30 protein-coding genes and 1 riboswitch are annotated in these 26,815 nt (G+C 62.5%); of the genes, 22 read left to right on the top strand and 8 right to left on the bottom strand.

Annotation, left to right across the window (positions count from 1 at the left end; all coding sequences use genetic code 11):
* The first annotated feature begins 7 nt into the window (after nt 1-7).
* The 5 genes from SB659_RS10995 (at nt 8) to SB659_RS11015 (ending at nt 6,412) form a co-directional block, all read left to right on the top strand.
* Nucleotides 8-490 carry a cupin domain-containing protein gene (locus tag SB659_RS10995; RefSeq protein ID WP_284978712.1) on the top strand — a complete coding sequence of 161 codons (483 nt, stop codon included), beginning with the start codon at nt 8-10 and terminating at the stop codon, nt 488-490.
* 3 nt (nt 491-493) lie between these two features.
* The gene (locus SB659_RS11000) at nt 494-1,366 is read left to right on the top strand and encodes an acyl-CoA thioesterase (RefSeq protein ID WP_410550432.1); all 873 of its coding nucleotides are present in this window, start codon (nt 494-496) and stop codon (nt 1,364-1,366) included.
* Between the two features lie 53 nt (nt 1,367-1,419).
* Nucleotides 1,420-3,114 carry an AMP-binding protein gene (locus SB659_RS11005; RefSeq protein ID WP_410550433.1) on the top strand — a complete coding sequence of 565 codons (1,695 nt, stop codon included), beginning with the start codon at nt 1,420-1,422 and terminating at the stop codon, nt 3,112-3,114.
* A gap of 14 nt (nt 3,115-3,128) precedes the next feature.
* Complete coding sequence (locus SB659_RS11010; protein WP_410550434.1) at nt 3,129-5,519, top strand: bifunctional salicylyl-CoA 5-hydroxylase/oxidoreductase; 2,391 nt, start codon at nt 3,129-3,131, stop codon at nt 5,517-5,519.
* A 230-nt stretch (nt 5,520-5,749) separates the two neighbouring features.
* A complete protein-coding gene (locus tag SB659_RS11015; protein WP_284978716.1) occupies nt 5,750-6,412 on the top strand; it encodes a dihydrofolate reductase family protein in 663 nt (220 codons plus the stop codon).
* 7 nt (nt 6,413-6,419) lie between these two features.
* Here SB659_RS11015 and SB659_RS11020 read toward each other — a convergent pair whose 3' ends face one another.
* A complete protein-coding gene (locus SB659_RS11020) occupies nt 6,420-6,953 on the bottom strand; it encodes a hypothetical protein (RefSeq protein ID WP_284978717.1) in 534 nt (177 codons plus the stop codon).
* A 184-nt stretch (nt 6,954-7,137) separates the two neighbouring features.
* Here SB659_RS11020 and SB659_RS11025 point away from each other — a divergent pair, with 184 nt between their 5' ends.
* Nucleotides 7,138-8,022 (top strand): PaaX family transcriptional regulator C-terminal domain-containing protein, encoded by an 885-nt coding sequence (locus SB659_RS11025; RefSeq protein WP_284978718.1) that lies wholly within the window; start codon nt 7,138-7,140, stop codon nt 8,020-8,022.
* On the opposite strand, the gene SB659_RS11030 is transcribed toward SB659_RS11025, so the two are convergent.
* Both SB659_RS11030 and SB659_RS11035 read right to left on the bottom strand, forming a co-directional pair.
* The gene (locus SB659_RS11030; protein ID WP_410550435.1) at nt 7,991-8,818 is read right to left on the bottom strand and encodes a VOC family protein; all 828 of its coding nucleotides are present in this window, start codon (nt 8,816-8,818) and stop codon (nt 7,991-7,993) included. The genes SB659_RS11025 and SB659_RS11030 overlap by 32 nt on opposite strands.
* Nucleotides 8,819-8,975: 157 nt before the next feature.
* Nucleotides 8,976-9,617 carry an NADPH-dependent F420 reductase gene (locus tag SB659_RS11035; RefSeq protein WP_410550436.1) on the bottom strand — a complete coding sequence of 214 codons (642 nt, stop codon included), beginning with the start codon at nt 9,615-9,617 and terminating at the stop codon, nt 8,976-8,978.
* A 137-nt stretch (nt 9,618-9,754) separates the two neighbouring features.
* Here SB659_RS11035 and SB659_RS11040 point away from each other — a divergent pair, with 137 nt between their 5' ends.
* Entirely contained in the window at nt 9,755-10,024 is a 270-nt protein-coding gene (locus SB659_RS11040; protein WP_410550437.1) for a hypothetical protein, read from the top strand.
* Nucleotides 10,025-10,026: 2 nt separating this feature from the next.
* Nucleotides 10,027-10,782 carry an HAD family hydrolase gene (locus SB659_RS11045; RefSeq protein ID WP_410550438.1) on the top strand — a complete coding sequence of 252 codons (756 nt, stop codon included), beginning with the start codon at nt 10,027-10,029 and terminating at the stop codon, nt 10,780-10,782.
* Here the strand turns inward: SB659_RS11045 and SB659_RS11050 are convergent.
* Both SB659_RS11050 and SB659_RS11055 read right to left on the bottom strand, forming a co-directional pair.
* Nucleotides 10,779-11,150, bottom strand: a complete 372-nt coding sequence (locus SB659_RS11050) for a hypothetical protein (RefSeq protein ID WP_284978723.1) — start codon at nt 11,148-11,150, stop codon at nt 10,779-10,781. The genes SB659_RS11045 and SB659_RS11050 overlap by 4 nt on opposite strands.
* 80 nt (nt 11,151-11,230) lie before the next feature.
* Nucleotides 11,231-11,842: an NADPH-dependent FMN reductase gene (locus SB659_RS11055; protein WP_284978724.1), complete on the bottom strand. Its 612-nt coding sequence runs from the start codon at nt 11,840-11,842 to the stop codon at nt 11,231-11,233.
* 182 nt (nt 11,843-12,024) lie between these two features.
* Here SB659_RS11055 and SB659_RS11060 point away from each other — a divergent pair, with 182 nt between their 5' ends.
* From SB659_RS11060 to SB659_RS11085, 6 genes are all read left to right on the top strand, one after another.
* Nucleotides 12,025-13,191 (top strand): Re/Si-specific NAD(P)(+) transhydrogenase subunit alpha, encoded by a 1,167-nt coding sequence (locus tag SB659_RS11060; protein WP_410550439.1) that lies wholly within the window; start codon nt 12,025-12,027, stop codon nt 13,189-13,191.
* A complete protein-coding gene (locus tag SB659_RS11065) occupies nt 13,191-13,526 on the top strand; it encodes an NAD(P) transhydrogenase subunit alpha (protein ID WP_284978726.1) in 336 nt (111 codons plus the stop codon). The genes SB659_RS11060 and SB659_RS11065 overlap by 1 nt, the downstream gene beginning before the upstream one ends.
* A complete protein-coding gene (locus SB659_RS11070; protein ID WP_284978727.1) occupies nt 13,523-14,896 on the top strand; it encodes an NAD(P)(+) transhydrogenase (Re/Si-specific) subunit beta in 1,374 nt (457 codons plus the stop codon). The genes SB659_RS11065 and SB659_RS11070 overlap by 4 nt, the downstream gene beginning before the upstream one ends.
* 188 nt (nt 14,897-15,084) lie before the next feature.
* Nucleotides 15,085-15,324, top strand: a complete 240-nt coding sequence (locus SB659_RS11075) for a hypothetical protein (RefSeq protein WP_410550440.1) — start codon at nt 15,085-15,087, stop codon at nt 15,322-15,324.
* 105 nt (nt 15,325-15,429) lie between these two features.
* The gene (locus tag SB659_RS11080) at nt 15,430-15,777 is read left to right on the top strand and encodes a hypothetical protein (protein WP_284976242.1); all 348 of its coding nucleotides are present in this window, start codon (nt 15,430-15,432) and stop codon (nt 15,775-15,777) included.
* A 6-nt stretch (nt 15,778-15,783) separates the two neighbouring features.
* Nucleotides 15,784-16,341: a dihydrofolate reductase family protein gene (locus SB659_RS11085; RefSeq protein WP_410550441.1), complete on the top strand. Its 558-nt coding sequence runs from the start codon at nt 15,784-15,786 to the stop codon at nt 16,339-16,341.
* Nucleotides 16,342-16,386: 45 nt separating this feature from the next.
* Here SB659_RS11085 and mscL read toward each other — a convergent pair whose 3' ends face one another.
* Nucleotides 16,387-16,851 carry a large conductance mechanosensitive channel protein MscL gene (gene mscL, locus SB659_RS11090; protein WP_284978730.1) on the bottom strand — a complete coding sequence of 155 codons (465 nt, stop codon included), beginning with the start codon at nt 16,849-16,851 and terminating at the stop codon, nt 16,387-16,389.
* A 226-nt stretch (nt 16,852-17,077) separates the two neighbouring features.
* A riboswitch (glycine riboswitch) is annotated at nt 17,078-17,176 on the top strand.
* 158 nt (nt 17,177-17,334) lie between these two features.
* Here mscL and SB659_RS11095 point away from each other — a divergent pair.
* From SB659_RS11095 to SB659_RS11130, 8 genes are all read left to right on the top strand, one after another.
* Complete coding sequence (locus SB659_RS11095; protein ID WP_410550554.1) at nt 17,335-17,565, top strand: hypothetical protein; 231 nt, start codon at nt 17,335-17,337, stop codon at nt 17,563-17,565.
* A 3-nt stretch (nt 17,566-17,568) separates the two neighbouring features.
* Nucleotides 17,569-18,333, top strand: coding sequence for a methylenetetrahydrofolate reductase (locus SB659_RS11100; RefSeq protein ID WP_410550442.1), 765 nt, complete (start codon nt 17,569-17,571; stop codon nt 18,331-18,333).
* A gap of 446 nt (nt 18,334-18,779) precedes the next feature.
* Nucleotides 18,780-19,235, top strand: a complete 456-nt coding sequence (locus SB659_RS11105; RefSeq protein ID WP_284976236.1) for a hypothetical protein — start codon at nt 18,780-18,782, stop codon at nt 19,233-19,235.
* Nucleotides 19,236-19,333: 98 nt separating this feature from the next.
* Nucleotides 19,334-20,218 (top strand): hypothetical protein, encoded by an 885-nt coding sequence (locus SB659_RS11110; protein ID WP_410550443.1) that lies wholly within the window; start codon nt 19,334-19,336, stop codon nt 20,216-20,218.
* Nucleotide 20,219: 1 nt separating this feature from the next.
* Nucleotides 20,220-20,729 carry a hypothetical protein gene (locus SB659_RS11115; RefSeq protein ID WP_410550444.1) on the top strand — a complete coding sequence of 170 codons (510 nt, stop codon included), beginning with the start codon at nt 20,220-20,222 and terminating at the stop codon, nt 20,727-20,729.
* Nucleotides 20,726-21,988, top strand: coding sequence for a hypothetical protein (locus SB659_RS11120; RefSeq protein WP_410550445.1), 1,263 nt, complete (start codon nt 20,726-20,728; stop codon nt 21,986-21,988). The genes SB659_RS11115 and SB659_RS11120 overlap by 4 nt, the downstream gene beginning before the upstream one ends.
* Nucleotides 21,989-22,153: 165 nt before the next feature.
* Complete coding sequence (locus SB659_RS11125) at nt 22,154-23,236, top strand: FUSC family protein (RefSeq protein WP_284976232.1); 1,083 nt, start codon at nt 22,154-22,156, stop codon at nt 23,234-23,236.
* A gap of 97 nt (nt 23,237-23,333) precedes the next feature.
* Nucleotides 23,334-23,771 (top strand): hypothetical protein, encoded by a 438-nt coding sequence (locus SB659_RS11130; RefSeq protein WP_410550446.1) that lies wholly within the window; start codon nt 23,334-23,336, stop codon nt 23,769-23,771.
* A 68-nt stretch (nt 23,772-23,839) separates the two neighbouring features.
* On the opposite strand, the gene SB659_RS11135 is transcribed toward SB659_RS11130, so the two are convergent.
* Both SB659_RS11135 and SB659_RS11140 read right to left on the bottom strand, forming a co-directional pair.
* The gene (locus SB659_RS11135; RefSeq protein ID WP_410550447.1) at nt 23,840-24,301 is read right to left on the bottom strand and encodes a hypothetical protein; all 462 of its coding nucleotides are present in this window, start codon (nt 24,299-24,301) and stop codon (nt 23,840-23,842) included.
* A complete protein-coding gene (locus SB659_RS11140) occupies nt 24,298-26,727 on the bottom strand; it encodes a molybdopterin oxidoreductase family protein (protein WP_410550448.1) in 2,430 nt (809 codons plus the stop codon). Before SB659_RS11140 ends, SB659_RS11135 begins: the two co-directional genes overlap by 4 nt.
* Nucleotides 26,728-26,815 lie beyond the last annotated feature (88 nt).

Here is a 26,815-nt window from a genome sequence, read left to right on the forward strand (position 1 = left end):
AACCTCCATGAGCCAGACCACCACGGATTACCGCCTCGAAGGCGACAACTCCATCTACGCGCAGGCAGACGGATCGGTGGTTCCCGTCGTCACCCGCGCCGGCGAGGAAGACACCAACACTGCCCAATCCGGCGACTGCATCCGTGTCTCCGGTGTCAGCATCCAGCACACGCCGGCAACCAAGATCTGGTTTGGCCAGGTCTCTAACACCCCCGGCTACCGGTCGCTGCCGCACCACCACGGCGAAGCCGAAACCGGCGGCTACGTGCTCCGTGGCCACGGCCGGATCTACTTCGGTGAAAACTACTCCGAGTTCCTCGACATGAAGACCGGCGACTGGGTATTCGTCCCGCCGTTCATGCCGCACGTCGAAGCCAACATGTCCGTCACCGAGGACCTCGTGTGGCTCACTGCGCGCACGCCCGAGAACCTCGTGGTCAACCTCGACGACGTCCCTGACGAGACCCTCGCCGACTACCGCCGGGCCTGAGCCATGATCACCGGAACCCTGACGTCGGAAACATTCCTCAAGGCGGTTGAACTCACCGCGACCGAGCCCCAGGTCTTCGATGAAGCATATGAGGCAACCACCCAGTACGTGCCGTGGCCAAAAGCCTACGGTGGGGACATGGTGGCCCAGGCTGCGGCCGCCATGATGCGGTCCGTGGAATCCGACCGGCAGCTCCACTCCATGCACAGCTATTTCATGCGCCCCGTGGATGTCGGTTCCAGTGTCCGTTACGAAGTGGAACGTCTCCGGGACGGCCGTGGCTATTCCACCCGCACGGTCCGCGGCTTCCAAAACGGAAAACCCGTATATGCCGCGATGGGGTCGTTCCAGGTTCCCGAAGACGGTCCGGACTTCCAGCCCGCAGCTCCTGCCGTCGTCGAGCCTGAATCACTGCGGTCGGCAGCGGAAGCGCTGGCTGGGGTGGACGGCGATGCCGGAGAGTACTGGTCCTCGGGCCGAAGTTTCGACATGAGGCATATACCCGGACCGGTATACATCGAGCTGGAGGGCGGTTCGGTGCCGCAGCAGACCATCTGGGTCAAGGCCTTCGATGAGCTTCCCGACGACGCCGACCTCCACCGCGCGGCCCTCGCGTATGTCTGCGACTACACGATTCTGGAGCCTTTGCTTCGGGTGAACGGCCTGCACTGGTCCAGCCCGGGGCTCGCGACCGCGAGCCTCGACCACTCCATGTGGTTCCACCGGGACGGCCGCGCCGATGAGTGGGTGCTGTACGCGCAGGAAGCAATTTCCGGCCAAAGCAACAGGGGCCTTGCGATGGGGCGTTTCTTTGACCGGCAAGGAAGGCTCCTCGCCACGGTTGCCCAAGAGGGCATGATCCGGGCCGGAGCCTGAGCCTCCCGACCCCCAACCACCAGCTTCAACGATGCACCCCTGAAAGGACGGCCATGAGCATGATGCCATCGGCCCATGTGGACACGTTTACCCGCGACCACTTGCCACCCGCCGATACCTGGCCGGCGCTTGAATTCACCCTCCCTGAACTCCAGTATCCGGAACGGCTCAATGCTGCGGCCGTGCTGATCGACGACGCTGTCGAACAGTACGGCGCAGACCGGCCGGCCCTATGGACGCCGGACGGTGCGGTCTGGACCTATGGTCAGCTCCAGACGCGTTCCAACCAGGTGGCCCAGGTTCTCACAGAGGATCTGGGTGTTGTTCCGGGTAACCGGGTCCTTCTCCGCGGCCCCAACAATCCGTGGATCGTGGCTGCTTGGCTTGGCGTGTTGAAGGCAGGCGCCGTGGTGGTCACCACCATGCCCATGCTGCGCTCCGCCGAGGTATCCACGCTGATCCAGCTCACCAAACCCGTGGTTGCGATCTCGGATCACCGTTTCCGGGACGAGCTCGCGGTAGCTGCCGGGGATGATGTCACCGTCCTGACGTACGGAGCCGGCAAAGGATTCGACGACGACGGCGACCTCGTCTCGCGCTGCGGCCACAAGAGCGGGAAGTTCACAGCAGTGGACACCTCCGCTGACGACGTTGCCCTATTGGGTCCGACCTCGGGCACCACCGGAGTGCCCAAGGTAACCATGCATTTTCACCGGGACATCCTGGCCAACGCCGATACGTTTGCCCGCTACATCCTGCAGCCCACCGCTGACGATGTCTTTGCCGGCTCACCTCCGCTTGCCTTCACGTTCGGGCTGGGCGGCTTGGTGGTGTTCCCGCTGAGGTTTGGTGCGTCGTCGTTGTTGACCGAAAAGGCCGGACCCGTGGAATTGGCCGAGCACGCCTCCAAGGCCGGGGCAACCATCCTTTTCACCGCACCCACGGCATACCGGGCGATCCTCAAGGAGAAGCGCGGGGACCTTCTGCGGGGACTTCGCATCGCCGTCTCTGCGGGAGAACACCTCTCCAAGGAAACGTGGGAGGCCGTGCACGAGGCCACAGGCCTGCGGTTGGTCAACGGGATCGGTGCCACGGAGATGTTGCACGTCTTCATCTCCGCTGCCGGGGACGATATTCGACCGGGAACCACAGGACGGGCGGTTCCGGGCTTCCGGGCCACCATATTGGATAACGATGGCAACGAACTCGGCCCCGGCGCCATGGGACGGTTGGCTGTTATCGGCCCCACCGGCTGCCGCTACCTGGATGACCCCCGTCAGGCGAACTACGTTGTCCGCGGTTGGAACGTCACGGGCGATACGTTCTCCATGGACGCAGACGGGTACTTCACGTACCAGGCGCGCTCGGACAACATGATCGTCTCTTCCGGGTACAACATCGGCGCGCCCGAGGTCGAGGCCGCTATCGACCAGCACCCCGACGTGATGGAAAACGCGGTCATTGGAATCCCTGATGAGGAACGCGGCAGCATCGTGTGCGCCTTCGTCGTCCTGCGCGAAGGCGTCACTGGCGATGCCGCAAAGCGCAAGGAAATCCAGGACTTCGTGAAGCAGACCATCGCCCCGTACAAGTACCCCCGCGACGTCCGCTTCGTGGCCGAGCTGCCGCGGAACCCCAGCGGCAAACTCCAGCACTTCAAGCTCCGCGACAGACTGCTCACAGAAGACGCAGCAGGGAACGCGAGCGGGACCGAACAACTTACCCACGCCGGCCAGAGCCAGGCCTGAGAAGGAGCAGCACCATGAAAATTGCAATCGTTGGAGGTGGGCCGGGCGGCCTGTACTTCGCAGCTTTGATGAAGCAACTGGATGCCTCGCACGACATCACCTTGTGGGAACGGAACGCTGCCAGCGACACTTTTGGCTTCGGCGTCGTATTTTCCGATGAGACGCTGGGAGGCATCGGTAACGCCGATCCCGTGGTGGCTGAGTACATGAGCCGTCGCTTTGCCCGCTGGTCCGACATCGACATCCACTTCCGGGACGAGACGATCACCGTTGGCGGCCAAGGTTTTGCGGCGATGAGCCGGAAGGAACTGCTGGAGTTGCTGCAGCACCGGTGCATCGAACTCGGTGTCGACGTGCGATTCAGCACTCTGGCACCAGCGATCGAAGAGCTCGAAGCGAACTATGATCTGGTGCTCGCCGCCGACGGGGTCAACTCGCAGATCCGTGCGAAGTATGCGGACGCTTTCCGCCCCACCTTGGACCCGCGCACCAACAAGTTCATGTGGCTCGGTACAAATCAGGTGTTCGAGGCGTTCAAGTTCTTCGTGAAGGAAACGGAGTGGGGCGTCATGCAGATCCACGGTTACCCTTACTCGGACGAGGGCTCCACGTTCATCGTGGAAATGCATCAAGACGTGTGGCATGCTGCGGGGTTCGACGAGACGGCCGACGAAGTGTTCCCTCCGGGAGTCTCGGACGAGAAATCGATCGCCAAGATCCGCGGGATCTTCGCTGAAGAACTGGACGGCTACGAAGTCCTGACCAACAACTCCAAGTGGATCAACTTCACCACGGTTCGCAACGATAGCTGGCGCAAGGGCAACGTTGTGCTGTTGGGCGACGCTGCCCACACCGCACACTTCTCCATCGGCTCGGGCACCAAGCTCGCCATGGAGGACTCGTTGGCTTTGGCTGCCTGCCTGCACGAGCACCCCACAGTGCAGGCCGCGCTGGAGGCCTACGAAGCCGAGCGAAGGCCCGTGGTTGCTTCCACCCAACGCGCCGCGCAGGCTTCGCTTGAGTGGTTCGAGCGCATCGGCCAGTACAAGGACCAGGATCCCACGCAGTTCGCGTTCAACCTGCTTACCCGCAGCCGCCGCATCACGCAGGAAAACCTGCGCCTCCGCGACCCCGAGTTCGCGGAGGCTGTGGATCGCGATTTCGCAGAGTCCCAAGGCCTGTCCGACGTCGCGCCGGCCATGTTCCAGCCGTTCCGCATCGGCGAACTGGAGCTGAAGAACCGTATTGTGGTCTCTCCGATGGACATGTACTCCGCTGTTGACGGAATTCCGGGCGACTTCCACAAGGTCCACCTGGGTTCCAAGGCCTTGGGCGGCGCGGGCTTGGTCATGACCGAGATGGTCTGTGTTTCCGAAGCCGGGCGCATCACCCCGGGTTGCAGCGGGCTGTACACGGATGCCCAGCGCGATAGCTGGAAGGAGATCGTGGACTTCGTCCACAGCCGTTCCACCGCAAAGATCGGGGCGCAGCTGGGCCACTCCGGCCGCAAGGGCTCCACCAAGCTCATGTGGGAAGGCATCGACCAGCCCCTCGAGTCCGGCAACTGGACCGCCGTCGGACCCTCTGCCCTGCCGTACGGCCCCGAAAACCAGACACCGGTGGAGCTGGACCGTGCAGGTATGGACGCCATCAGGGCCGAGTTCGTCGCCTCAACCGTTCGCGCCGCGCAGGCGGGATTCGACCTCCTCGAAATTCACGCCGCCCACGGCTACTTGCTGTCCTCATTCCTTTCGCCGGTGTCCAACAAGCGGACCGATGAATACGGTGGCAGCCTGAAGAACCGGCTGCGGTTCCCGCTGGAAGTGTTCGACGCCGTTCGGGCGGCTTGGCCCGCGAGCAAGCCCCTGACGGTGCGCATCTCCGCGACGGACTGGATGGAGGGCGGCAACACCTCCGATGATTCGGTCGCCATCGCGAAGGCTTTTGTGGAACACGGCGCTGCCGGGCTGGATGTTTCCACCGGCCAAGTCGCCAAGGAAGAGAAACCGGCTTACGGACGCAGCTACCAGACGCCGTTCGCCGACCGCATCCGGCAGGAAGTTGCCGCCCCCGCGGGCGTGGCCGTGATCGCCGTCGGTGCCATCTCCAGTTACGACGACGTGAACTCCATCCTCCTCGCCGGCCGTGCTGACTTGATCGCCTTGGGCCGTACGCACCTCTACGATCCGCAGTGGACCTTGCACGCTGCTGCTGAGCAGGAGTACCACGGCCCCGGGGCCCAGTGGATTCCGCAGTTCCGCGCCGGCCGGCGGAAGCCGCCCAGCTCCCGCACCGATGCCGTGCGGCCTCGTTTGTCACTGCTCAAGGAAGCCGACGTCGAAGAGGCCACGGCACATCTTCGCTGGACGCCCGAGCGGGCGACGACGTCGGTCCTGGTCAAGTAGCGCGGGTGAAGTAGCGCGGGCACGGCGCAGGCTCCGCACAGCCCTGGCAGGACCAATTTGCCGGGGCTGTGCGTGTCAACCGCCAGACCCCGGAAGTGCTTGCAGTTTGCCGCGCGCGTGCGTTACCGTCGGCGCAGCGAATGCATGCTGCAAACGGTTCAGGCTGAGCGTGTTTCGCCCGTCATTTTTCGTTTCACCCGTCAAAGTTCACCGCACCATCAAGGAGCCCGATGTCGCTGGTTCGCGTTCACAACTTCTCTGTTTCTCTCGACGGATTCGGCACTGGAGAGGGGCAGGAGTTAGAGACCCCGTTCGGGCATGCCGGGCAGCGCTTGGTTCAGTGGGCCTTTCCGACGCGCACCTTTACGCAAATGGGTCTCAATGGTGGGGTTGGCGGCACCAACGGGGTCGATGAGACCTTTGCCAGCCGCTGGGCTGCCGGAATCGGCGTCGAAATCATGGGCCGCAACAAGTTCGGGCCCCAGCGCGGCCCGTGGACCGACGAGGAATGGCAGGGGTGGTGGGGCGAGAACCCGCCGTTCCACACGCCGGTGATCGTCCTAACGCATCACCCCCGTCCGGCGCTGACAATGGAAGGCGGAACCACCTTCCATTTCGTTGATGCCAAGCCCGCCGAAGCACTTGAACAAGCACGCGCCCTGGCTGGTGGCCTCGATGTGCGGATCGGCGGCGGCGTCGCCACGGTGCGCGAGTTCCTGCAGGCCGACCTCATCGATCAGATGCACATAGCCGTGGTTCCAATCCTCTTGGGCCGGGGTGAGCGGTTGTGGGACAACCTCGAAGGACTTGAGAAACGCTTCGACATCGAAGCCGCGCCGTCACCCAGCGGCGTGGTGCACCTGACGTTCGCGCGCCGCCAGAACGGTTCTTAACGCGCCGTTAGCGCAGGCCCTTGACGATGTTCTTGGGTCGCTGCATCTCGCCGTGCTTGGCGCCGAGAATGATCACCCAGGCCGCGAAGGCAGGAATGGCCCACTGCAACGCTTTCAGCTGCGTTTGGGCTGACTTGAGCTCGTCCGACGCGCCCGCCCGAGGCTCGGTGGCACCCTCCGCTCCTTGGTCAGCGAGGGCGTCCACTTTCTTTCCCACGATCCCTGCGTAGAGGGTGACGGCAGCACCGGCCAAGGTCACCGCCGTCTTGTAAACCGTGTTGGCCGCCACGTTGTCCTGCTTGGCGATCCTGCCCTTGTTTTCCCACGCGATAGCGAGATCTGCCACCAAGTGTCCGGCAAAAGCGGCCGTTTGGATTGGCGCCCATTTGCCCCAGCCCTTGCTGGACAGACGGGTCCGCTCGGCAGGGTCCTTGGCTTCCGCCGCTGCACCATTCAAACCAATGGCGCCCATCAAGGAGCCACCGAACCACGCTGCCGCAGTAAGGTCGTGAACGGAGCGAGCTACGAGATTTCCTGCCATGATGTGCTTCCTATCGTCGATACGGTGAGGACTTTTCGGCCTTATCGGCCTCAAAGCAGTGTCTATCTATAGTAAGCATGCTTATCAACGTACGGCTAGGCTTCGCCCGGGCGACGGCGGTCCGCAGCCCTATGATGAACTGGACTGGCGCCTGAACTGGAGGCGCGGAAAAGAGGACCTTTCAATGTTCCCCGTCCCGGCACCCCCGGTTCGCCACCAGCAGTTGCTCGTCACCATTTTCGGTCTTTATGGCAGGAATGCGGGCGATGCGTTGCCGGTCTCGGCGTTGATCGCGATGCTGGGCTCACTGGGTTATGACGCGCCAGGAGTGAGGTCCTCGGTGTCCCGGTTGAAGTCCAAGGGCGTCTTGAAGAGCGTGCGCGAGGACGGGATCGCCAAGTACAAGATCGCGGAGTCCGTGAGCGATGTATTCCGTGAAGGGGACCGGAGGATTTTCGCACCAGAGCCACCAGCCCCTGTGGACACATGGGTCCTGGCCGTTTTTTCGGTGCCGGAATCGATGCGTAACCGTAGGCATCAGTTGCGTTCAGCTTTGGCCGGACTCGGATTCGGCTCCGTCGCCAACGGTGTATGGATCGCGCCGGCGCACAAGCTGGAGCAGGCCCGGGAACGGCTGATGGCCAACGGGCTCATCGAGTTCGTGGACCTGTTCCGCAGTGATTACGTCTTTGACGGGCCCATGCGGCCCAAAATTTCAGAGTGGTGGGATCTTAAGGAACTCGATGAGCAGTTCACCGAGTTCCTCGCGCTGTACGAGGGCGCGGAGCAACAGTGGGTTGAACGGGTAGGCGAGGATCCGGAGGCTGCCTTGGCGGCCTCCACAGAGGAGCTGCGAAGGGACGCGTTCCGCTACTACATCCCTATGTTGACCATGTGGCGCCGGTTCCCGTATCGCGACCCAAACCTGCCCACCGACTACCTTCCGCCGGACTGGCACGGCCCGGCAGTCCGCAGGATCTTCCTGGGAGTGCATCGCCTGGCAGCTCCCTTGGCCGCCGCCCACGCCCATAACGTCATCACCGAAGCTCTTGATCCGGTGGTTGCCTGAAAAACCGGCTGCTGTGTGGAGCGTCGGTAACACCGAATACTTCGCCCTGGGGAGCTTGGACTATCGCCGTACGTCCGAGCGGCCCCTCCGTGAGGGGTTCCAGCAGCTTGGAACCACGTTCCGTAGCCATGCGGACCGTGGCCTCAACGTCGTCGCTGGCGAACCAAGTAAGCCAGTGCCCATGGGCTGGGTCCACGGGCGACACGCACTGCAAGCCAGCTACCTCCCTGCCGTCATGGGGCCTGCGGATGGTGGCATAGAGGCGGTCCTCCGCAGGGATTTCCTGGTAGCTATGGCCGAACACCTCTGCGTAAAAGGAGCGCGCTGCGGGATAGCTCAGCGTTCGGAGTTCGTTCCAGCACAGTGAACCGTGCTCGTTGACGCGTTCTGCCCCGATATGCGTTCCTGCTTGCCAAACTCCGAACGCCGCCCCGGCGGTGTCTTCGGCCAGAGCCGTCCGGACCGAAGTGGTGACGTCGCATGGGTGTGCCGTTACCCGTCCGCCAGCGGCCTCGATCTTCCTCGCCGTGACACCGGCATCGTCAGTGGCGAGGAATGTTGTCCAGCCCGCTCGGTCCTGCCGGAGGCCGATCCCCGCCACTGCGCGGCCGCCGAGATGTGCCAGGAGATAATCCTCGACCGCAGTGCCGCCCCCGAACTCCCCGAATTGACCGCCGGGCAGGAACTGCCATCCGAAGAGGTCTGCGTAGAAGCCCTTTGCCGCTTCGAGGTCCTGAACTCCCAGATCCACCCACATAGGAGTCCCCGCGGGCCAGTTCGAGATCTTGGTGGACACGGGACTCCTCGAATAGGGCACTTGCCGAATCCGGCGCTTGCCGAACTGGCAGGGGGCGACTGCTTCCCGGGGCGCCCGATGCGCCGAACGCCCAAGGAAGCAGTCACCAATAAAGTGCACAAACGGCCCTATTCATGACACGGTTTTGTCCCGAAATTTAGACGGTTCGCGTCGCCTTGGCGAGGTTCTCACGTAGCTCGTCGGCATTTTGGCGGATCACGTAGGCGGGGCGGTCGCGCTCAACCCGCCAGCTGTCCTCGAGGGGGCCGATGTTGACTGTGTCGAAGCCGAATTCGTCATAAAGCTTGGTGACCATTTCCCCGGCCTCCGGGAAGTCGCTGGCCGTAGCCAAGGCACGACGATTCGGGGTTCCGGCCGGCGCGCCGTCGGTGGTGATGTCCTTGGCATAGATGTGGTTAAAACCCTTGGCCACCTTGGATGCCGGAAGGTGCTTCTGGAGCAGTCCCGAGGTAGTTGCTTCGCCGTTGTCCAACTCCGGGATACGGCCATCGCGCTCCCAGTAGTAGTTGTTGGTATCCACCACGATCTTGCCCTCAAGGGGCCCCACCGGAACGCTTCCATAGTTCTTCAGTGGAACGGTCACGACGGCGAAATCACCGGCCGCTGCGGCCTCCGCGGCCGTTGCGGCTCGGGCGCGAGGCTCTAGTTCTGCCACCAGGTCACTGAGGGTTTCCGGTCCCCGTGAGTTGCTGATGACGACGTCGTAGCCGAGTTCCACGGCCTTGCGTGCCACCTGGCTGCCAATGTGTCCTGCTCCGATAATTCCAATTGTTGTCATGATCCTGCCAACACCGTCAGTCGCGCAGGTATTTCCCGCGGTCTCCCGGAGCCCAACGCAGGCGCTAGGCCGCCGTCGTTCGGGTTATACTAAGTAGTCTTACTATGTAGATTGTCATCAAAGGCGAGGAGGTTTGGGTGGCTGGACATTTGGAATTGGTCGATACCCCTGACGGGGGTTACAGGATTCTCATGGTGGATGCTGAGGACACCTTGATGGGGCTTTCGAAGCGTTATGCGTCGGTGGATGAGGCCGCCAGGGGAGTCGAAGCCATCCGGGAGGTGGCCGGGACGGGACTGCTCAGCAGAGCGTCATCGGAACGGTATGCGGTACTCATGTTGGAGGAGCCTGAGATTGACTCGGCTCTGGCGGGGCAGGCCCCGCGCGCACGCGTGGAGGTGGGCTAGGAATGGCAGAGTCAAAGTCCGGCAAAGCTACCCCAACCGCAGGAAAACGGCGCGGCGTCCTCTTCGATGTGGATGGAACGCTGATCGACTCCAGCTACTTCCACGCAATGGCTTGGTGGCAAGCCTTCCGCCGGGAGGGCCTGGACGTCCAGATGTCCGCCATCCATCGCTGCGTGGGAATGGGCGGGGACAAGTTGATCCAAGCCCTGGTTCCGGGTTGCTCAGAGGACATGCAGGAAGACTTGAAGTCCGCCCATGGCGCTGTGTTCTCGACCTTTTGGCCCGCGCTGCGGACCTTCGATGCTGCCCGGGAGCTGTTGTCCGCGATCTCGGAGTCCGGCTTGGCTGTGGGTCTGGCGTCCTCTGCCCAGGAACGCGACCTTGAGGTGAGCAGGCAGCTTCTCGACGGCGGATCCTCCAGCGGCGAATCCTCCGACGGCGGCGGAGCTGCCATCGATGCTTGGACCAGCTCCAACGATGCCAAGGAAAGCAAACCTGAGCCGGACATCCTCCTGGCGTGCCTGGAAAAGCTGGAGCTCAGCCCCGAAGATGTCGTTTTCATTGGGGACGCGGTGTGGGACGTGAAGGCCGGCGCCGCAATCGGGGTGCCCGTGATCGGCTTGCTGTGCGGTGGAATCAGCGAGGCGGAGCTGCGCGAAGCAGGTGCCGCAGAGGTCTATGACAACCCGCGGCACCTGCTCGAGCAGTTGGAATCCAGCATCATTGGGCGGCTGACCGAGGGGCAGCCCGGCGCTTAGCGGCGGCGATCCGTCAGTCCTTTATCCTTGGGACGCCGGTTCCGCACCGTCCAAATGATGATGCCGATAATGATGATGGCTGCCGCGATAGCCAAAATCCACGGCACCACGTCTGTCCGTTGTTGTTGCTGCTGGCCGGTCTCTCCCGTGCCCGGGTTGTTGGGTCCGGTGCTTCCGCCGGTGGACGGGCTGGGCGCGTCTGAGTCGGATGCGCTGGTCGTCGCTGTAGGGGAGCTGCTGGGTGTTGCGCTGGCGGCGGTGACATGGCCCTGAGTCGAGACGGCGGCGTCGGCCGCAACAGCCGTAGCGGCCATCGACCCGGAGAACAGGGCCAATGCCAGGGTGGTCATGGCTAGTCTACGAAGCATCGTTTCTCCTTGGTGAGGGTGTGTCCGAGCATCACTTATATTAGTAAGCATACTGACTAAACCATGAATTGCGGAGAAAACTAACGGTTCAGCTTGTCACTGTCCGGTTCCGGGTCACCGATATGGCCCGGAGCGTTGGCCGCGAGGACCCGCTGCACGAAAGCGCTGTATTCCTCCATGAAGTGGCGCAGCAGACCTGCGGTGGCCTCGTCCTTTACTGAACCGTCGTCGTCGTAGGCATCCGCGACAAAGCGGATGTAGGCCTCGGGGGCATTCAGCTGCGGTGCGTCAAGGAAGCTTAAAACGCTTCGCATGGACGACTGCATGACCGCCGTGCCAATACCGCCAGGCGATGCGCCGATGATCCCGGTAGGTTTGCGTGCGAACGAATTGGTGCCCCAAGGACGGGAGCCCCAATCGATGGCATTCTTCAGCGCGCCCGGGATGGAACGGTTGTATTCGGGCGAGATGAACAAGATACCGTCGGACGCTGCGATGGCATCCTTCAGGTCCTTCCCCACTTGGGGAAAGTCGCCGTCGTAGTCGGAGCTGTAAAGAGGGAGATCCTTGATGGCGATCTCGTGGAATTCCAACTCGGGCGGGGACACGCTGATGAGGGCCCGCGACAGGACGCGGTTGATGGATGTGCTGGACAAACTTCCGACGAAATAGCCGATCTTGAACGTTTCCACGGGGGCGTTCCTTCCCGACGGCACGGCCGGAACCGGCTCGTCGACGGTGTGGCGGCTGGTTGCCTCCAGCTTCAACTGACCCTAGTTGACTTGTGCACATAGCGCAGCCCCCTACTCCCGTCCCGCTCCGCGCAGTCATAGACTCATGCCAACTGGTTCGGGTTGCGGAAGAGGGGTGGCGGGTGAAGGCAGGCGTAGCACGTGAAGCGCTCGACGGCGAGCGTCGCGTCGCGGCGACGCCCGAGACGGTCAAGCAACTGACGGGGTTGGGATTGGCAGTTGAAATCGAGTCCGGCGCAGGCCTCGCCGCGGGCCACAGCGACAGCGATTACCGGCACGCCGGCGCTTCGGTGGTGCAAGGCTTGGACCTCGGGACGCTCGACCTCTATTGCCACGTACGTCCCATGGAACCTTCGACGGCGGCGGCTCTTCACAGGGGCGCCGTCACCGTGGGCCTGGGATCGCCGTCGTCGGAATTGCCCACTGTCCGCGCCCTCGCCCGCGGCGGGGTGACCGCGTTTGCTCTGGAACTGGTTCCGCGCATCTCGCGTGCGCAGTCAATGGATGCCCTGACCTCCCAAGCCTTGGTTGCGGGCTATCGCTGTGTCCTGGAGGCCGCAACACGCTTACCGAGGTTCTTTCCGCTGTACATGACAGCTGCCGGCACCATTCCACCGGCCCGGGTGCTGGTTTTGGGCGTGGGGGTTGCCGGTCTGCAGGCGATTGGCACGGCCAAGAGGCTCGGGGCCAGGGTATCGGCGAATGACATCCGGCCTTCATCTGCGGACGAGGTAGCTTCCATGGGGGGAACCTTCATCAAGCTGGACCTGGAGACAGCGGAGGCTTCGGGCGGATACGCGCGTGAACTGAGCGCAGATCGTGGAGCCCTCCAGCGGGCACTCTTGGCTCCGCATGTGGCCCAGTCGGACGTCCTGATCACCACCGCCGCGGTCCCGGGAAGGCGGGCCCCGCTCCTGGTGAGCCGCGAGATGGTGCAGGGCATGCGTCCGGGATCAGTGGTGGTGGACCTCGCGGCAGAATCCGGAGGGAACGTTGAAGGGAGCATCCCGGGGGAGGATATTTCCATTACTACCGCGGATGGCTGTGGCGCGGTCACGCTGGTGGGGATGAGGGACGCTGCGTCGGCCATGCCCGCAGACGCGTCGCGGCTCTACGCCAAGAACGTTGCCAACCTGGTCGCGTTGATCACCAAGGATGGAGTTGTCGCGCCGGACTTCGGTGACGAAGTGGTGGCGGGTACCTGCCTAACCTACGACGGCGAGGTGCGGCACGAACCCACCCGGGCGGCGTTGCTTACCCTCGGCGACCCCGACACCAGGGTGGGCTGATGGACGGCATGAGCTTGTTGACCATCACCGTGCTCGCGGTGTTCGTCGGCTTCGAGGTAGTTTCCAAAGTGTCCAGCACGCTGCACACCCCCTTGATGTCCGGCGCCAACGCCATCCACGGCATCATCCTGGTGGGCGCCATCATCGTGGCCGGCCAAGCCATAGAGCCCCCGGTGCTGGTGGTGGCTTTGGTGGCTGTGGTACTGGCAACGGCAAACCTGGTGGGTGGCTTCGTGGTGACCGACCGCATGCTCGAGATGTTCCGCGGAAGGGGCCGGCCGCCGTCGTCTGCCGGATCAAGCGCCGAAACCCGGGGTAAGGAGCCGCGCCCGTGACGCTACTCAGCCCCACCTGGACGGCGCTTCTATACCTTGTCGCTGCGGCTTGCTTCATCGTCGCCCTGAAGGGACTGAACTCGCCCCGAACGGCCCGTCGCGGCAACCTCATCGGCGCCTTGGGTGCGTTCCTGGCCGTGGTGACGGTGTTCGTTTCAGCGAGGGTTGAGAACATCCCGTGGATCATTGCCGCAATGGCCGTGGGAGCCGGTGTTGCGGCCCCGGTGGCCAGGCGGGTTCAGATGACCCAAATGCCGCAGCTCGTCGCCTTGTTCAACGGGGTGGGCGGTGGGGCTGCAGCCCTTGTGGCTTTGCTGGAACTTCCCCATCATGACGATCCTTGGATTCGGCTGGCGGTGGTGTTTACCTTGCTCGTGGGCGCCGTGTCCTTCGCAGGTTCCGGCGTGACCTTTGCCAAACTCCAAGGTTTGATGACTACGCGCCCAGTCACGTTTCCGGGCCTTCCCGTTCTGATGGGCGCGGTATTGCTCGCCGCCGTGGCTGCGGGTGCCTCTGTCGTGTTCAGCGGCTCATCGCTGCTGGCCTTTGCCGTTCTGCTTCTCGGACTGGGGACTGGCGTCCTCCTTGTCCTCCCGGTGGGCGGCGCCGATGTCCCGATCGTCATTTCTTTGCTGAACGCATTTACCGGACTGGCCGTTGCGGCGTCGGGACTGGTGCTGGGAAATGTCCTCCTTGTGGTCGCGGGGACACTGGTCGGAGCATCAGGAACCATCCTTACCCGCGCCATGGCTGCGGCGATGGGCCGCAGCGTGGCGGGAATCCTGTTCGGGGCATTCAAGGGCGGTTCCACGGCAGGTTCCACTGCGTTGAGTGATCGCCCGGTCCGTTCCTCCAGCGCAGAAGACGTTGCTGTACTGCTGGGATATGCGCAACGGGTCATCATTGTTCCGGGGTACGGTCTGGCCGTGGCCCAAGGGCAGCACACGGCGGCAGAGTTGGCGCTTGCATTGGAAAGCCGGGGGATTGAGGTGGACTTTGCTATCCACCCAGTGGCGGGGCGGATGCCTGGCCACATGAATGTCCTGCTGGCTGAAGCCAATGTTCCGTATGAATCGCTCAAGGAAATGGGTGACATCAACCCGGAGTTTAAGACCGCGGACGTCGCCCTGGTCGTCGGGGCCAACGACGTCGTCAACCCGGCGGCAAAAACCGTCTCCGGATCGCCGATCTACGGCATGCCAATCCTTGAGGTCGCCGACGCCCGCCAAGTGGTATTCCTCAAACGGTCCATGCGCCCCGGCTTTGCCGGCATCGAAAACGAATTGCTGTATGAGCCCCAGACCACGTTGCTGTTCGGGGACGCAAAGGAATCGCTCACCAAGGTCCTCGGAGCGGTCAAAGCCCTCTAAGGAAGCAACCCGCCGTAGCCCGCCCGGAGTTCGGGCGGCAAACCGCGTCATGTACGGAACATCCACGGCACTCGTTCCTTGCAGGGGGCGGCCGTTGGAGCCGCGTGCTGTGATCCGCCGCCGGGCCTTCCAGTCTGACTTTGGTTGCGGACAAGACGGATGCCTAGGAGTCGATTTTGTATCACGGGATGAAGGATTTCACGCGGGGTCCTGGCGAAAGTATGCCGGGGAAGATCGTGTCCGATTGGCGGCAACTCCCGGGCCGGGTGGTTCAGGTTTGGCATTACGATCAGCTCGTGGACGAAGGATCGGTTGAGACCGTGTCCGTAGACGGCGGCATCCTTTGGTTAGAGCAAACAGGGCCAATAGAACGGCGCATGGTGGTTAAAGAGCTCGGCATAGGCCAACAGGTTCGCGTCATAGGCTGAATCACCCTGCCTGGGGAGGGTCTTCCCGGGCTGTCCGCGCAAACCTAAGCTTGGGACGGTACGGCGCTCACGCGTCGAATACCAACGTCCAAGCGAGGTTGTGCCATGACAGTGAAACTCAACAAGAAGGCCTTCGAACACGCCAAACAGCTGATCGACGACGGCAAGGTCGTCAAAGATGCCCGTGACGACTGGAGCGAGCACGCCCCGTCCACCAAGGATGAGAATTCGTTCTTGGACAAGCACGGGCATGCCGAATACTCCAAGTGGCACCTGGGAGTGGACGACGACCACCCGGACGATCAAAAAGGGCACTACAAGTTCCCCATCGGGGACTTCAAGAAGATCCACCGCTGCGCAGTGATCTCCGCGGAGAGCCGCGCCGGCCAAAATGATTACGACGATATTCGCGCAGCCCTCGGGAAGCTGCTGGAAACGATCGACGCGGACTGAAGCCACATGGGAAGACTCATCTACTCGGCCATCATGTCCATTGACGGTTACGTCGCGGACCGGGACGGCAAATTCGACTGGAGCGTGCCGGACGAGGAAGTGCACCGTTTCATCAATGAACGCCAACGCCATATCCGGCACCACTTGCTCGGACGCCGCCTCTACGACGTCATGAGTGTCTGGGACACGTGGGATACCTCGTCCGAACCGCCTTTCATCGATGACTTTGCGCACCTTTGGCGCCGGGCGGAGAAGGTGGTCTTCTCGCGAACCCTGCAGGATCCGTCCACTCGCAACACCAAGATTGAGCGGGAGTACAGGGCTGACGATGTCCGGAAACTCAAGGCGTCAGTTGCAACAGACATCTCCATCGGGGGCCCGGAACTCGCAGCCCAAGCGTTCCGTGATGGACTGATCGATGAATGCCAGTTGGTTATGGTGCCGGCCATCGTAGGTGGCGGGAAGAAGGGCTTGCCCGCAGACTTTGGTACCCGGCTGGAACTCGTTCAGGAGCGCACGTTCGGCAACGGAGCAATTTTCCTCAAGTACCGGGTGCTTAGCTGACGGTGGATACTGCCAGTCCTGCCCATCCGGTTGCCGCGGGCCCGCCTAGTGGATGTGGTCGGAGCTTGGGCCTTGGCCGGAAGTGGCAGCGTGGCTGGCTTTACGGGGTTCGGCTGCGTCCTTCAACAGGTCGCGGATCTCGGCCAACAAGGCTGTGTCCGCGGGAAGGGGCTTTTCCTCCGGCTCTGCCGCGCCGAGGCGGCTTTTGACCATGGAGTTGACTTTGTTCATCGGGGCAACGAAGACGAAGTAGACCACCGCAGCGGTAATCAAGAAGGTCACGACGGCGGTGAGGACGGCGCCGATGTTGACGAACGTGGCAGGGTTGTCCTGCCAGATCTTGAAGCCAAGGCCATCAGCCTTCATTCCGCCGGCAGCGGCTATGACGGGGTTGATGATGTTCGTTGTAAACGCGCCAACCAATGCGGTGAATGCACCACCAATGACCACTGCAATCGCAAGTTCGATGACATTGCCGCGAAGTATGAACTCTTTGAAACCCTTAAACATGGAGTGTCCTCAGATCGGGTACAGGTGTCTGGCTCAGCAGAGATCAAACTACCATTCCGGGATGTCAAAGAAGTGCGAAGCAGGGGGCGATGTGGATAAGTAAATCTGGGAGGTGTCCGCGGGTTTTGAGGGAAGAACCGTCTGCGCACCCATGCATGTATGGTTGCGCTTCTTCAAACGAACCCGCTATGGTGTGAAGCGTGTCACTCAGGTGGCGCAACGCTTTTGATCTGCGGCGGGAGAGTCCTGCCGGTACATCCAGTCAGGCGCCGTAGGAGCAAATCCTCCCCGGGAATCTCTCAGGCCCATGTACCGCCGCGGCGAGGCAACTCTGGAAAGTAGCACGGATAACCGGGCTCACCGACGGTGCAAGCAGGCATAACGTGGAAACACAGTCTGCGGAATCTCTCAGGTCCAAGACAGAGCGGGGAGGAACTTTTATTCATTGTGGCGCTCACTGGGCCGTGAATTATGGAGTTCCTCTTGACCGTTCAATCAACCCCTACCGCCTTCGCGGACCGGCATATCGGCGCACGACGCCTGGCCGACGTCGACACTATGCTCAAGGCCATAGGGTACGACTCCGTCGACGTGGATGCTGACCGCCCTGTGAGGCCCGCTCTGCATGAAATGACCCTACCCAAGGGTGCAAATCAGGCCACACAACGCCCGAAACAACTGCGCCCGCCAGTACGCCAGCGAACCAGGACCTGATCCATGCTCCCCACCCGCGTCGAAATCATTCCCACCGACGGCGTTGTTGCCCGGGTCGCTGAAGCCTTGCCCAAGAGCACCACCATCAGTGTCACGTGCCTGCCGCACCATGGAATTGGCCCCACCATGGGGACCGCTATCCAGCTCAGTGAACTGGGCTACGCAGCGGTGCCACACTTAGCTGCGAAGTGCCTCGATAGCCGAGCCCAGCTGCAGCGGATTCTTGGCGACTGCGCCAGTTCAGGCATCTCTGAGGTGTTTGCGATTGGCGGTGATGCGCCCCATCCGGCGGGACCGTATTCAACCGGCATCGAACTCGTGCGGGATATTGCAGACATCACAGGCGGGAAGATGGCGGTGGGGGTGGCAGGGTACCCCGAGGGCCACCCAAACATCAACGGACTGCAGTTATTGGAAGCCTTGGCCGCCAAACAGGAATACGCCACAAGGGTGGTGACCCAGATGTGCTTCTCGGCCAATGCGATCCACAATTATGCGGCGTTGCTCCGGCGGCAGGGCGTGCACCTCCCGGTCTGGGCCGGAGTAGCCGGGGCCGTACCCAAGACAAAGCTCATCTCCCTGGCCAGCAAGATTGGTGTGGGTTCCTCCCTGAAATTCCTCAGCAAGAGGGGACCGCTCGCCAAGAGGCTTCTGATGGGTGAGCGGTATTCACCGGATGCGCTGATACATGACCTGGCTGCGCAGCCCGGAATCGAGGGAATCCAGCTCTACAGCTTCAACTCCTTAGGCGCGGTCATATCGGCCTAGCAGCTGCTCATTCCGCGCTCCTCCCGAGTTCTCCACGCAGCAAGGCAGGGCCTGGGGCGGCCATCCGAGCACTCGAATATACGCGCAGTTTTTGCTCAAGATCGCCACAATCTTGACGCAAGGCCTCTTCCGGCCGTTGGTTGGAAGGCCGATGCGTTTGTCCATTCCTTGGATTCCGTCCGTGTGGAGTTGGGGCGTATTACCCAGCGGTAGCCCGGAATTGGCGGCGCTTGTCCAAGTAGTCAGTTACATAAGACTGAGTAGTTGCATGCCGCGTATGGGTATTTTCCTGCTCTGTTCGGACGAAAAAATGGCGTACACGGAACGCTAGCCACTCGGTGCGCGCTCACTGAACCATGGGGACATCGCTTCATCCGCCACCCTCGGCCGGATGGTTGGGAGTTGCCTGGCGGCTCCCTGGGACCGATCAACCAAGGAGTTACATCATGCGCAAACTTTCCAAGAAGAGCCGGGTCACCGCCGCAGTCGCAGGCGTCGCTTTGGTAGCGGTGGGTGGCGGAGCCGCTTACGCGTACTGGACCACCACGGGCTCCGGAACTGGAGCCGCAACCAACTCGGCCGGTGGCGGCACTGTCACCCTTCATGCGACGTTTGCGGGCGGTCTCGCACCGGGCAATCAGGTCAATGTTGCGTACACGGCGGACAACTCCACCACCTCAAGCACCGTGGTCGGTGCTCTCTCCGCTCACGTGACCACCGACGTCGCCGGTTGCCTTCCTGCCTGGTTCGATGTCACCGCCGTGACAAGCAACAGCCCGGTGGCTGCGAACTCCACCGGAACCTCTGTGGGCTCCGGTGTGCTGAAGTTTATCGACAGCACCACCGTCAACCAGGACGCCTGCAAGTCCGCCGTCGTGACAGTCAACGTCGGTAGTCTCTAGACTCCACCGGCCGGGGACCACCCTACGAGTGGAGGTCCCCGGCACACGCATTTCCCACATGTCCCGAATGCACAAGCTATCGTCCGAAAAGAGCCTTCATGGACCGCCGGCCAGAGCGAACAGCACCCTTTCACCGAGTTGGTATCCCCCTCCGTGCGCTGCTGCTTGCACTCCTGGTCGCCGTTGTGCCGGTGGCCGCCCTCGCCGCTAGCAACGCACAGGGCAACAATGGGCAGGGCGGCAGCACACAGGGCAACAACGCGCAGGGCAGCACCGCGAAGGTAAGCAAAGGGATCACGGTGGCTCTGAGTCCTTCAAGCCGAACCGTCGACCAAGGGCAGTCCGCCAGTTTCACGGTGTCAGCGACGTCGACGGGAGGCTTCACCGGGCCTGTGACCTTCGCAGTCAGCGGACTTCCGGACGGTGCGACAGCGAGCGCGGCGCCGGCGTCGTTGGTGCTTGCCTCCGGCAGCACCGCGCAGGCGACGCTGACTGTTTCCACAGCAACCACGACGCCGGCGACTAAAACAGACTTCACGGTGACTGGTACCAGCGGATCCACCCTGTCCAATGCGGCGCCCGGGCAGTTGCAGGTCCTGGAAGTCAAACGCACGTTCGGCCTTTCCGGCTCGGTAACCGGCCTGCTCGCGCCGGGTGTTTCGAGGTCGCTGAACCTCCAGATTTCCAATCCGCAGAACAAGAGCATCGCTGTGACAAATCTGTCTGTGGCCATCAGCCAAGTGGTCCGGACCCCGGCAGCAGTTGCGGCCAAATTACCCTGCTCTTCTGCCGATTACAGGATCACCCAATACTCGGGTGCCTATCCGCTGACCGTGGAGCCAGGCACTCGCTCACTTTCCGCCTTGGGGGTACTCGAGGCGAACTGGCCGCAGATCAAAATGCTTGACACGCCCCAACTTCAGGACGGCTGCAAGGGCGCGACTGTCCAGTTCACTTTCACGGGCACCGGAGAGGCCAACTAAGATGATGACCCTTCGACTTCCGCGCATCCTGAGCCCAGGAAGGCTCGCACGAACGGCAGCCGCGACCGTGGTTCTTTGCATCCTCGGCGGCGCAGGATCCGCCTACGCATATTGGGCCTCAACCGGCATTGGCGCCGGGTCGGCAACTAACAGCACCATGCAGACCGTTACGGTGGACGCACTCGTCCCGGGCGATACCCTGCAGACCAGCCTGGTTCCGGGCGGAACCGCCGACGTCATTGTTCGGGCTACCAACCCGAACCCACAGGCGGTGACAATCTACGGCATTACATCCAGCGGGGCCGCGACTGCCGACGCCGCACACTCCGGCTGTACAACAACGGGAGTGACATTCACGCCTCCACCTGCACCCATGGCGTCCCTGACAATTCAGGCCAACAGCTCCATCCTCGTGACGCTGCAGGGTGCCGCCAGCATGGGCACCGGTTCGATGTCCGCATGCCAAGGTGCGCAATTCAGCATCCCCGTCACGTTGGAGGTACGCAAGTGACCCGCCGCCATCACCACGCTTCCATCGGCTTTGGCAGGTGGAACCGCGTTGCCCTGATCTTGGTGGGCATCCTTTTCGTCTCGTGGGCCGGACCAGCCGCCAGCGCGTTCTGGAGTTCAGTCGGCTCCGGCTCCGGGGCCGCGAAGGCCGACGCCGTAAGCCAGGGGGCCCAACCGGCCACCGCCGTTTCAGGCACCAGCGTCACAGTTAGTTGGGCGGCCAGTACGACGGCGGCTCAGCGGCCGGTGAGCGGGTACAGCATCGCCCGCTATGGTTCCGCGACCGGCGGGACACGCGTTACGGCGACCGGCGCCTGCGGGACAACCGTCGTTGGCCTGAGTTGCGTGGAGAGCAACGTCCCGGCGGGGACCTGGTACTACACAGTGACGCCATTGCTCTCCCTGTGGCAGGGCGCCGAAAGCTTGCGCAGTGCTGCAACGACTCCTATCACGGATACCACGCCTCCCCTTGCTCCCGTGGTGACAGCGCCGACGTATGTGCACCAAGGCAACGTATCCGGCGTCCCGATCAGCGGCACCGCGGAGGCCAACTCGACGGTCGTCTTGACGGTCACGGGTGGTGGGGCTCCTGCCGTGACACAAAATGTCACCACCAATCCTTCGGGCGGTTGGACTGCCGTGCCGGTGGATATGACTGCTTTCAGCCCGGGGACGATCTCTTACTCCGCTACGGCTACTGACGCCGCTGGCAATACAGGACCTGCAGGTACGGCGACATCCACCAAGGACGTTTCGTCCCCAACTGTCACTGGAGTCCAATTGAGCAACGGCGGCACCCTCAACATAGTGGACAAGGGCGACAAGGTTGTTTTGAAGTTCTCCGAGTCACTCAGCGCTAACAGCATCTGCAGTGCCTGGACCGACAACACAACCACCCAGACGCAAAGGGGCAACAATGCTGACCAAGTGGTGGTCACGATCAGCGCCACGGCCAGTGACAACACCTTGACCGTGTCCGGTTCTGCCTGCCCGAGCTTGAGGGTTGGAAGCGTGTCATTGGGCGCGGTCTACACCGCGACGGCATTGAGCTTTATGGGTAACGGCGCGAACGCGACCTCCCTCGTGTGGGACCCCTCGGCCAACACTCTCACCATTACCTTGGGCGCTGGTACCAGCGGCAGCAAGACTGTCACATCAGCCAACGTCTTCCCCACCTACACCCCCGCCTCCGGACTTACCGACATCGCCAGCAATCCACTGGCCACGAAGCCTGTGGCCGGAGCAGCGTCGCGGTTCTAGCGACGCCCTCCACCACGTACTGCTTCACATTTGGTACCCCTCAGGTGATGAGGGGCACCAAATGCGCCCGATCCCCGGGTAGTGAGGAGTCGGAGCGTAACCTTGAAAGCGGACGTCAGCGCCGCCGTCGTATGTTTGATCTTGCGACGAAAGGCGAGCCTGGTTTTGAAGGCTGTAGCGGAAATGTTCACCATGGGCCCGGCCAACAAGGACCACCACCCGGCTCTCCGCTGTGCAGTTGGTGTGTTTGTGCCGTTGATTGCGTTGACCGTGATGGGGCGACTCGACTTGGCTGTGTTCGCCTCCTTTGGAGCGTTTACCGGTATTTATGGGCGCAACGAGCCGCATAGCGTGCGGTTCCGCAGTCAGCTCCGCGCGGGCGGCTTCATGCTTTTGATCATGTTGTGCGCCACCCTGATGGCCCGCTTCGCGCACGAGGTGGGAGTTAGTGGCACCGCGTACACGTGGGTTTTGACAGCAGCAACCACGGCAGTTGCGGGTGTTTGTTCCGTGGTGGTCGCTGCATGGCGTCTTCGGCCCGGGGGCTCCCTCTTTCACATTTTCGCGTTCGCGGCGATCGCTTCCATTCCGGCGCAGCCGCCGCTTTGGGAAGCGATGCTCGTGGCAGTCTCGACCACACTTTTCTGCCTCCTGGTTGGCATGTCCGCCCGGGTTCGCCGAAGCCACCGGAGCCCCTGGAAGCGGCCACCGCGAATCCGCCAAACGTCTCCCGAACGGCGTGCGATGTGGTTGGAGGGTGCCGGCTATCTTGTGGCAGCGGGGCTGGCCGGAACCATAGCGACGATAGTTGGCGAGCGGCTTGGTTTTGGGCATACATATTGGGCGATGGTGGCGGCCGTGGTGCCGCTGGTGGGCCACTCGACGCGGCACCGTGTTCGTCGGGGCGTTCAAAGAATTGCCGGGACGGTGATGGGATTGGTGATTCTTGCCGGCATCCTATGGCTGAATCCTGCACCGTGGGCGATGGTCTTGGTGATCGCCGCCTGTCAGTTCGGGGCAGAGATGTTCATAGCCCGCCAATACTTGGTCGCCCAGCTTTTCGTTACGCCCCTGGCGTTGATCGCAACGCTGTTGGCTGCTCGCGTGGACCCAGCACTGCTGCTGCGCGACCGTATCATCGAGACCGTCATCGGCGCCGCCGTCGGCGTAGCTGTGGTGGTGGCGCCCGCGGCGTGGCGCCGGGTCCGGGCCGATCGGCCGGCGCGCTCGACGTCGGCAGCTGCGTAGGCTAGCCCCGACCAGGGATGAAACTGGACAGAATTGATCAGTACACATATAACTAGATAGCCAAATTACTTATCCGGTTAATGTGTGGGAGAAGACGATGACGGTCGCGCTGCGTGAACCAAGCCCCACACCGGTGGCTGAAGACCCCCTGCCAACTGTGCATTCCGATGCCAGGGAGAACTTCGGGCCCGTCCATTGCGGGTCCCGGATGCGGATCAGCGAGGGCGCCCTGCGGTCGACGACTCTGGTCCCGCTCAAGTCGATTGAGACTATGGATTCAGTGGAAGCAGCCACGGCAGCCTGGCCGGAATGGGCCTGCGCTTGTGGCTTCCGGATGGACGTAGACATCAGCCACCCGATGAGTGGCCTCTGGATGGCCGCCCTCCGCTGCGAACGCCTCCAGCACGAACTGGCCCTTGCGAAGGACATGTTTGAGTTGGCCTACAATCGGGCGCTCGCCGCCGGCGTCGAACCTTTTGCGCCATCCCAAACCGCACCAGTTACTGTGGGCAAAAACGAAACCCTCGTCCCGTAACGTTTGGCTGAAGCGGCGGCCGTTCGGTTCGGCGTCCGCTGACGATCGGGCCGGTTGGCGCGACCTCCTCAGCTGGCGACAATCAGGGCTTGGGGTGCGGCCTGTTTCATTCGGGTCTGCAACCAGCGAAGTTGAACCTTGGTCTCCTTTTGGCAGCGCTCGACGACGGCGAGCAGGTTCCGATCGCGAAGGGCCTGGCCTGCCTGCTCCAACATCGTCCATGTGACGTCGACGAGGCTGGCCAAGAGGTACAAATCCTGCAGGTCTCGGAGCAAACCCACGGGGCCGCTGCGGGTCTTGGATAAACCCTCGGCGTGAAGACGTTCAGGCTCGTCGGCCGATGAGTCCTGCCCATACTGCTGCACTATGGGCAGCAGCAGCTTCTCGTGGTGGTCGCATTGCTGAGCGAGGCTTTGACAGAGGAAATGCACGTCGGGCTCAGATCCATGGCCCTCTGAAACTTGGCGGAATGACTTAGCTAGCGTTTGTTCGCCCTGGTGAAGCAGGCCGAGGTAGATGTGGAGATTCATGACTGGGGTCCTGCCGGCCGGGAAGCAGTAGTGGTGGGGGCCGGCGCTGGTCCGTTTCCGCTGCCTATCTTTTCCACGCGTACCGCTGCGTTCTTGAAAATGGGTTGCTTGGAGACTGGATCCCATTCGGTAATCGTCAGCTCGTTTGCCGCCGTCGTGTGCTGTTGGCCATCGCTGTTGGTGCGGTCACCCTCCATGCCAACTCCGGCGTTCCCCCCGCCGCTGGCGTCCCAATATCCGTAATGGAACGGGGCGAAGATGGTGCCCGGACGCACTCCGCTCACCCGTGCCGGCGCTTCGATAACTCCGCGCCGTGATGAGACGCGGACGATGTCCCCCTCCGAAATCCCCAGATCCTGGGCGTCTTCCACGGAGATCTCCACCCACATCCTGGGAGCGGCATCGTTCAGCGTCCGGGAGCGGGCAGTTTTTGTCCGGGTGTGGAAGTGGAAGGCGGTCCGTCCGGTGGTGTACCGGAACGGGTAGTCGTCGTCGGGTTCTTCGTGGGGCGGGTGGTACGGGGCAGTCTTAAGCCAGGCTCGGCCGTCCGGCTTCTGGGCGCGGTACGATTCCGGCTCCACTGCTGCCCCCGTCAAGAGGTCGTGCCCATAGCTCTCGCAGTAATCGGGCGCGCTTGGAAAGTTGCCATCCGTGTACAGTCGGGTGACGCCGTCGGGGTTCTCCTCATTGCATGGCCAAGGAATTCCGCTGCCGCCCCGCAACTTGGCATAGCTCAAGCCGGTGTAGTCGCAGGGCCGCCCACGCGAGCAATCCTTCCATGCTTCGAATGCCGACTCGGGACCGTCCCACGTGAGTAATGGACGCCCGTCCAAAGTGCTGAATTCCATGCGGCGCGAGTAATCGAGGAAGATGTCCAGGTCGGCGCGGGCATCACCAGGAGGTTCCACGGTTTTGTCAGAAAGATGGACTACGCGCGAGGCGTTGGTGAACGTGCCCGTCTTTTCTCCCCAAGCCGCGGCCGGCAGCACAACGTCCGCCAGTTGCGCCGTCTCGGTCAGATACAAATCCTGCACCACGAGAAAGAGGTCCGGCTTGGACAGGATCTTCCGGATCCTCGGCAGCTCCGGCATGGACACTGCCGGATTAGTGGCGGAGACCCAGAGAAAGTCGATGGATCCTTGTTCGGCATACCGGAAGATTTGCATCGCGTGCGTCGGCGGGGCCCAGTGGGGAATGACTCCTGGATCCACGTTCCATAGGCTGGCGAGTTCCTCGATGTGCCCTTGATTCCCCCAGTTGCGGAAGCCGGGGAGGTCGCCGTCGGCCCCGCATTCCCTGTTGTTCTGGGCAGTTGGCTGGCCGTTCATCTGCAACAGCCCTGCGCCGGGACGGCCTAGCATGCCCCTGAGCAAGTGCAAGTTGTTGACTTGGCAGGAGGATGCCGTGGCTTGGGAGGACTGATAGAAGCCCTGCAGGACTGTGGACAAAACGGTGCTGGAGGTGCCGAATATCCACGCCGCCTCCCTGATGTCATCGGCCTTGACGCCGCAGATCTCCGCGGCGGCTTCTGGAGTCCACTCCTGCACGGCCTCCTGCAACTCATCGAAGCCGATGGCATGATCCGTGACGTACTGGGGGTCGTGCCAGCCGTTCTTGAGGACCTCGCGGATCAGGGCATGCATAAGAGCCAAGTTGGTCCCCGGACGGACTGCCAGATGAACGGTAGCGTAGCGGGCCGCCTCCGTGTTTCGGGGGTCCACGCAGACCAACTTAGGTGGCGTCGGGCCTGCTAACCGGTCAAGGATGCGGGACCAAAGGACGGTTTGTGTTTCCGGCATGTTGTGGCCGTACAGGAAAATTGCATCGCAAGCGTCGATGTCTTCATAAGCGCCTGGCTGCCCATCAGCTCCGAACGTCTCTTTGAGGGCAGATGCTGCCGTAGCGGTGCAGAGCCGGGTATTGCCGTCCATGTGAGGTGTCCCAATCCCGGCCTTGCCAATGACAGCCAGTGCATAATATTCCTCCAGGAAAAGCTGCCCGCTGGTGTAGAAGCCGTGGCTCAACGGCCCTTTCGACGCCAAAAGTTCCTTGCTGCGCGCAACGACCCTGCTCATGGCCGTATCCCAGTCCGTCTCCACCAGATGGCCACCCTCGCGGATCAAGGGACGGATGAGGCGATCCTTATGGGCGACGCCCTGCCAACTGGCGAACAGGCCCTTGGGTCCTAAGCGACCCTTGTTGATCCGGTCTGCGGAGCGTCCCCGGATGCCCACCATCAGGCCGTCCTTGACGGCGATATCGCACCCACAGCCGTTGCTGCACAACACACAGGCAGACTGGACCCAATGGTCGATGTCGTCCTCCGTAAGTCCTGCTTGCAAGGCGAAATCGACGCGGGTGGGCCATTCGTCTCCTCCCGCGAACGGCGTCCTGGTGCCCCAGATATCGGTAATTCGATCCGCCATCGCCCACCTCAGCTGTTGAACCAGTCCGGTTCTCAACGAATATCAGGATGCTTACAGTTAGTCCATAGGCCCGGATCAGCCGGGTGGG

The sequence above is a fragment of the Arthrobacter sp. SIMBA_036 genome, assembly GCF_046535135.1.
Lineage (GTDB): Bacteria > Actinomycetota > Actinomycetes > Actinomycetales > Micrococcaceae > Arthrobacter.

Bases quoted from the DNA above. Each gene is read 5' to 3' on its own strand.
- SB659_RS11085 (WP_410550441.1), top strand. From the start codon at position 15,784: ATGGGAAGACTCATCTACTCGGCCATCATGTCCATTGACGGTTACGTC.
- mscL (WP_284978730.1), bottom strand. From the start codon at position 16,851: ATGTTTAAGGGTTTCAAAGAGTTCATACTTCGCGGCAATGTCATCGAA.
- SB659_RS11130 (WP_410550446.1), top strand. From the start codon at position 23,334: ATGACGGTCGCGCTGCGTGAACCAAGCCCCACACCGGTGGCTGAAGAC.
- SB659_RS11115 (WP_410550444.1), top strand. From the start codon at position 20,220: ATGATGACCCTTCGACTTCCGCGCATCCTGAGCCCAGGAAGGCTCGCA.
- SB659_RS11050 (WP_284978723.1), bottom strand. From the start codon at position 11,150: ATGCTTCGTAGACTAGCCATGACCACCCTGGCATTGGCCCTGTTCTCC.
- SB659_RS11080 (WP_284976242.1), top strand. From the start codon at position 15,430: ATGACAGTGAAACTCAACAAGAAGGCCTTCGAACACGCCAAACAGCTG.
- SB659_RS11110 (WP_410550443.1), top strand. From the start codon at position 19,334: ATGGACCGCCGGCCAGAGCGAACAGCACCCTTTCACCGAGTTGGTATC.
- SB659_RS11000 (WP_410550432.1), top strand. From the start codon at position 494: ATGATCACCGGAACCCTGACGTCGGAAACATTCCTCAAGGCGGTTGAA.
- SB659_RS11025 (WP_284978718.1), top strand. From the start codon at position 7,138: ATGTTCCCCGTCCCGGCACCCCCGGTTCGCCACCAGCAGTTGCTCGTC.
- SB659_RS11065 (WP_284978726.1), top strand. From the start codon at position 13,191: ATGGACGGCATGAGCTTGTTGACCATCACCGTGCTCGCGGTGTTCGTC.
- SB659_RS11100 (WP_410550442.1), top strand. From the start codon at position 17,569: ATGCTCCCCACCCGCGTCGAAATCATTCCCACCGACGGCGTTGTTGCC.
- SB659_RS11135 (WP_410550447.1), bottom strand. From the start codon at position 24,301: ATGAATCTCCACATCTACCTCGGCCTGCTTCACCAGGGCGAACAAACG.
- SB659_RS11035 (WP_410550436.1), bottom strand. From the start codon at position 9,617: ATGACAACAATTGGAATTATCGGAGCAGGACACATTGGCAGCCAGGTG.
- SB659_RS11010 (WP_410550434.1), top strand. From the start codon at position 3,129: ATGAAAATTGCAATCGTTGGAGGTGGGCCGGGCGGCCTGTACTTCGCA.
- SB659_RS11015 (WP_284978716.1), top strand. From the start codon at position 5,750: ATGTCGCTGGTTCGCGTTCACAACTTCTCTGTTTCTCTCGACGGATTC.
- SB659_RS11020 (WP_284978717.1), bottom strand. From the start codon at position 6,953: ATGGCAGGAAATCTCGTAGCTCGCTCCGTTCACGACCTTACTGCGGCA.
- SB659_RS11105 (WP_284976236.1), top strand. From the start codon at position 18,780: ATGCGCAAACTTTCCAAGAAGAGCCGGGTCACCGCCGCAGTCGCAGGC.
- SB659_RS11075 (WP_410550440.1), top strand. From the start codon at position 15,085: ATGAAGGATTTCACGCGGGGTCCTGGCGAAAGTATGCCGGGGAAGATC.
- SB659_RS10995 (WP_284978712.1), top strand. From the start codon at position 8: ATGAGCCAGACCACCACGGATTACCGCCTCGAAGGCGACAACTCCATC.
- SB659_RS11140 (WP_410550448.1), bottom strand. From the start codon at position 26,727: ATGGCGGATCGAATTACCGATATCTGGGGCACCAGGACGCCGTTCGCG.
- SB659_RS11005 (WP_410550433.1), top strand. From the start codon at position 1,420: ATGAGCATGATGCCATCGGCCCATGTGGACACGTTTACCCGCGACCAC.
- SB659_RS11045 (WP_410550438.1), top strand. From the start codon at position 10,027: ATGGCAGAGTCAAAGTCCGGCAAAGCTACCCCAACCGCAGGAAAACGG.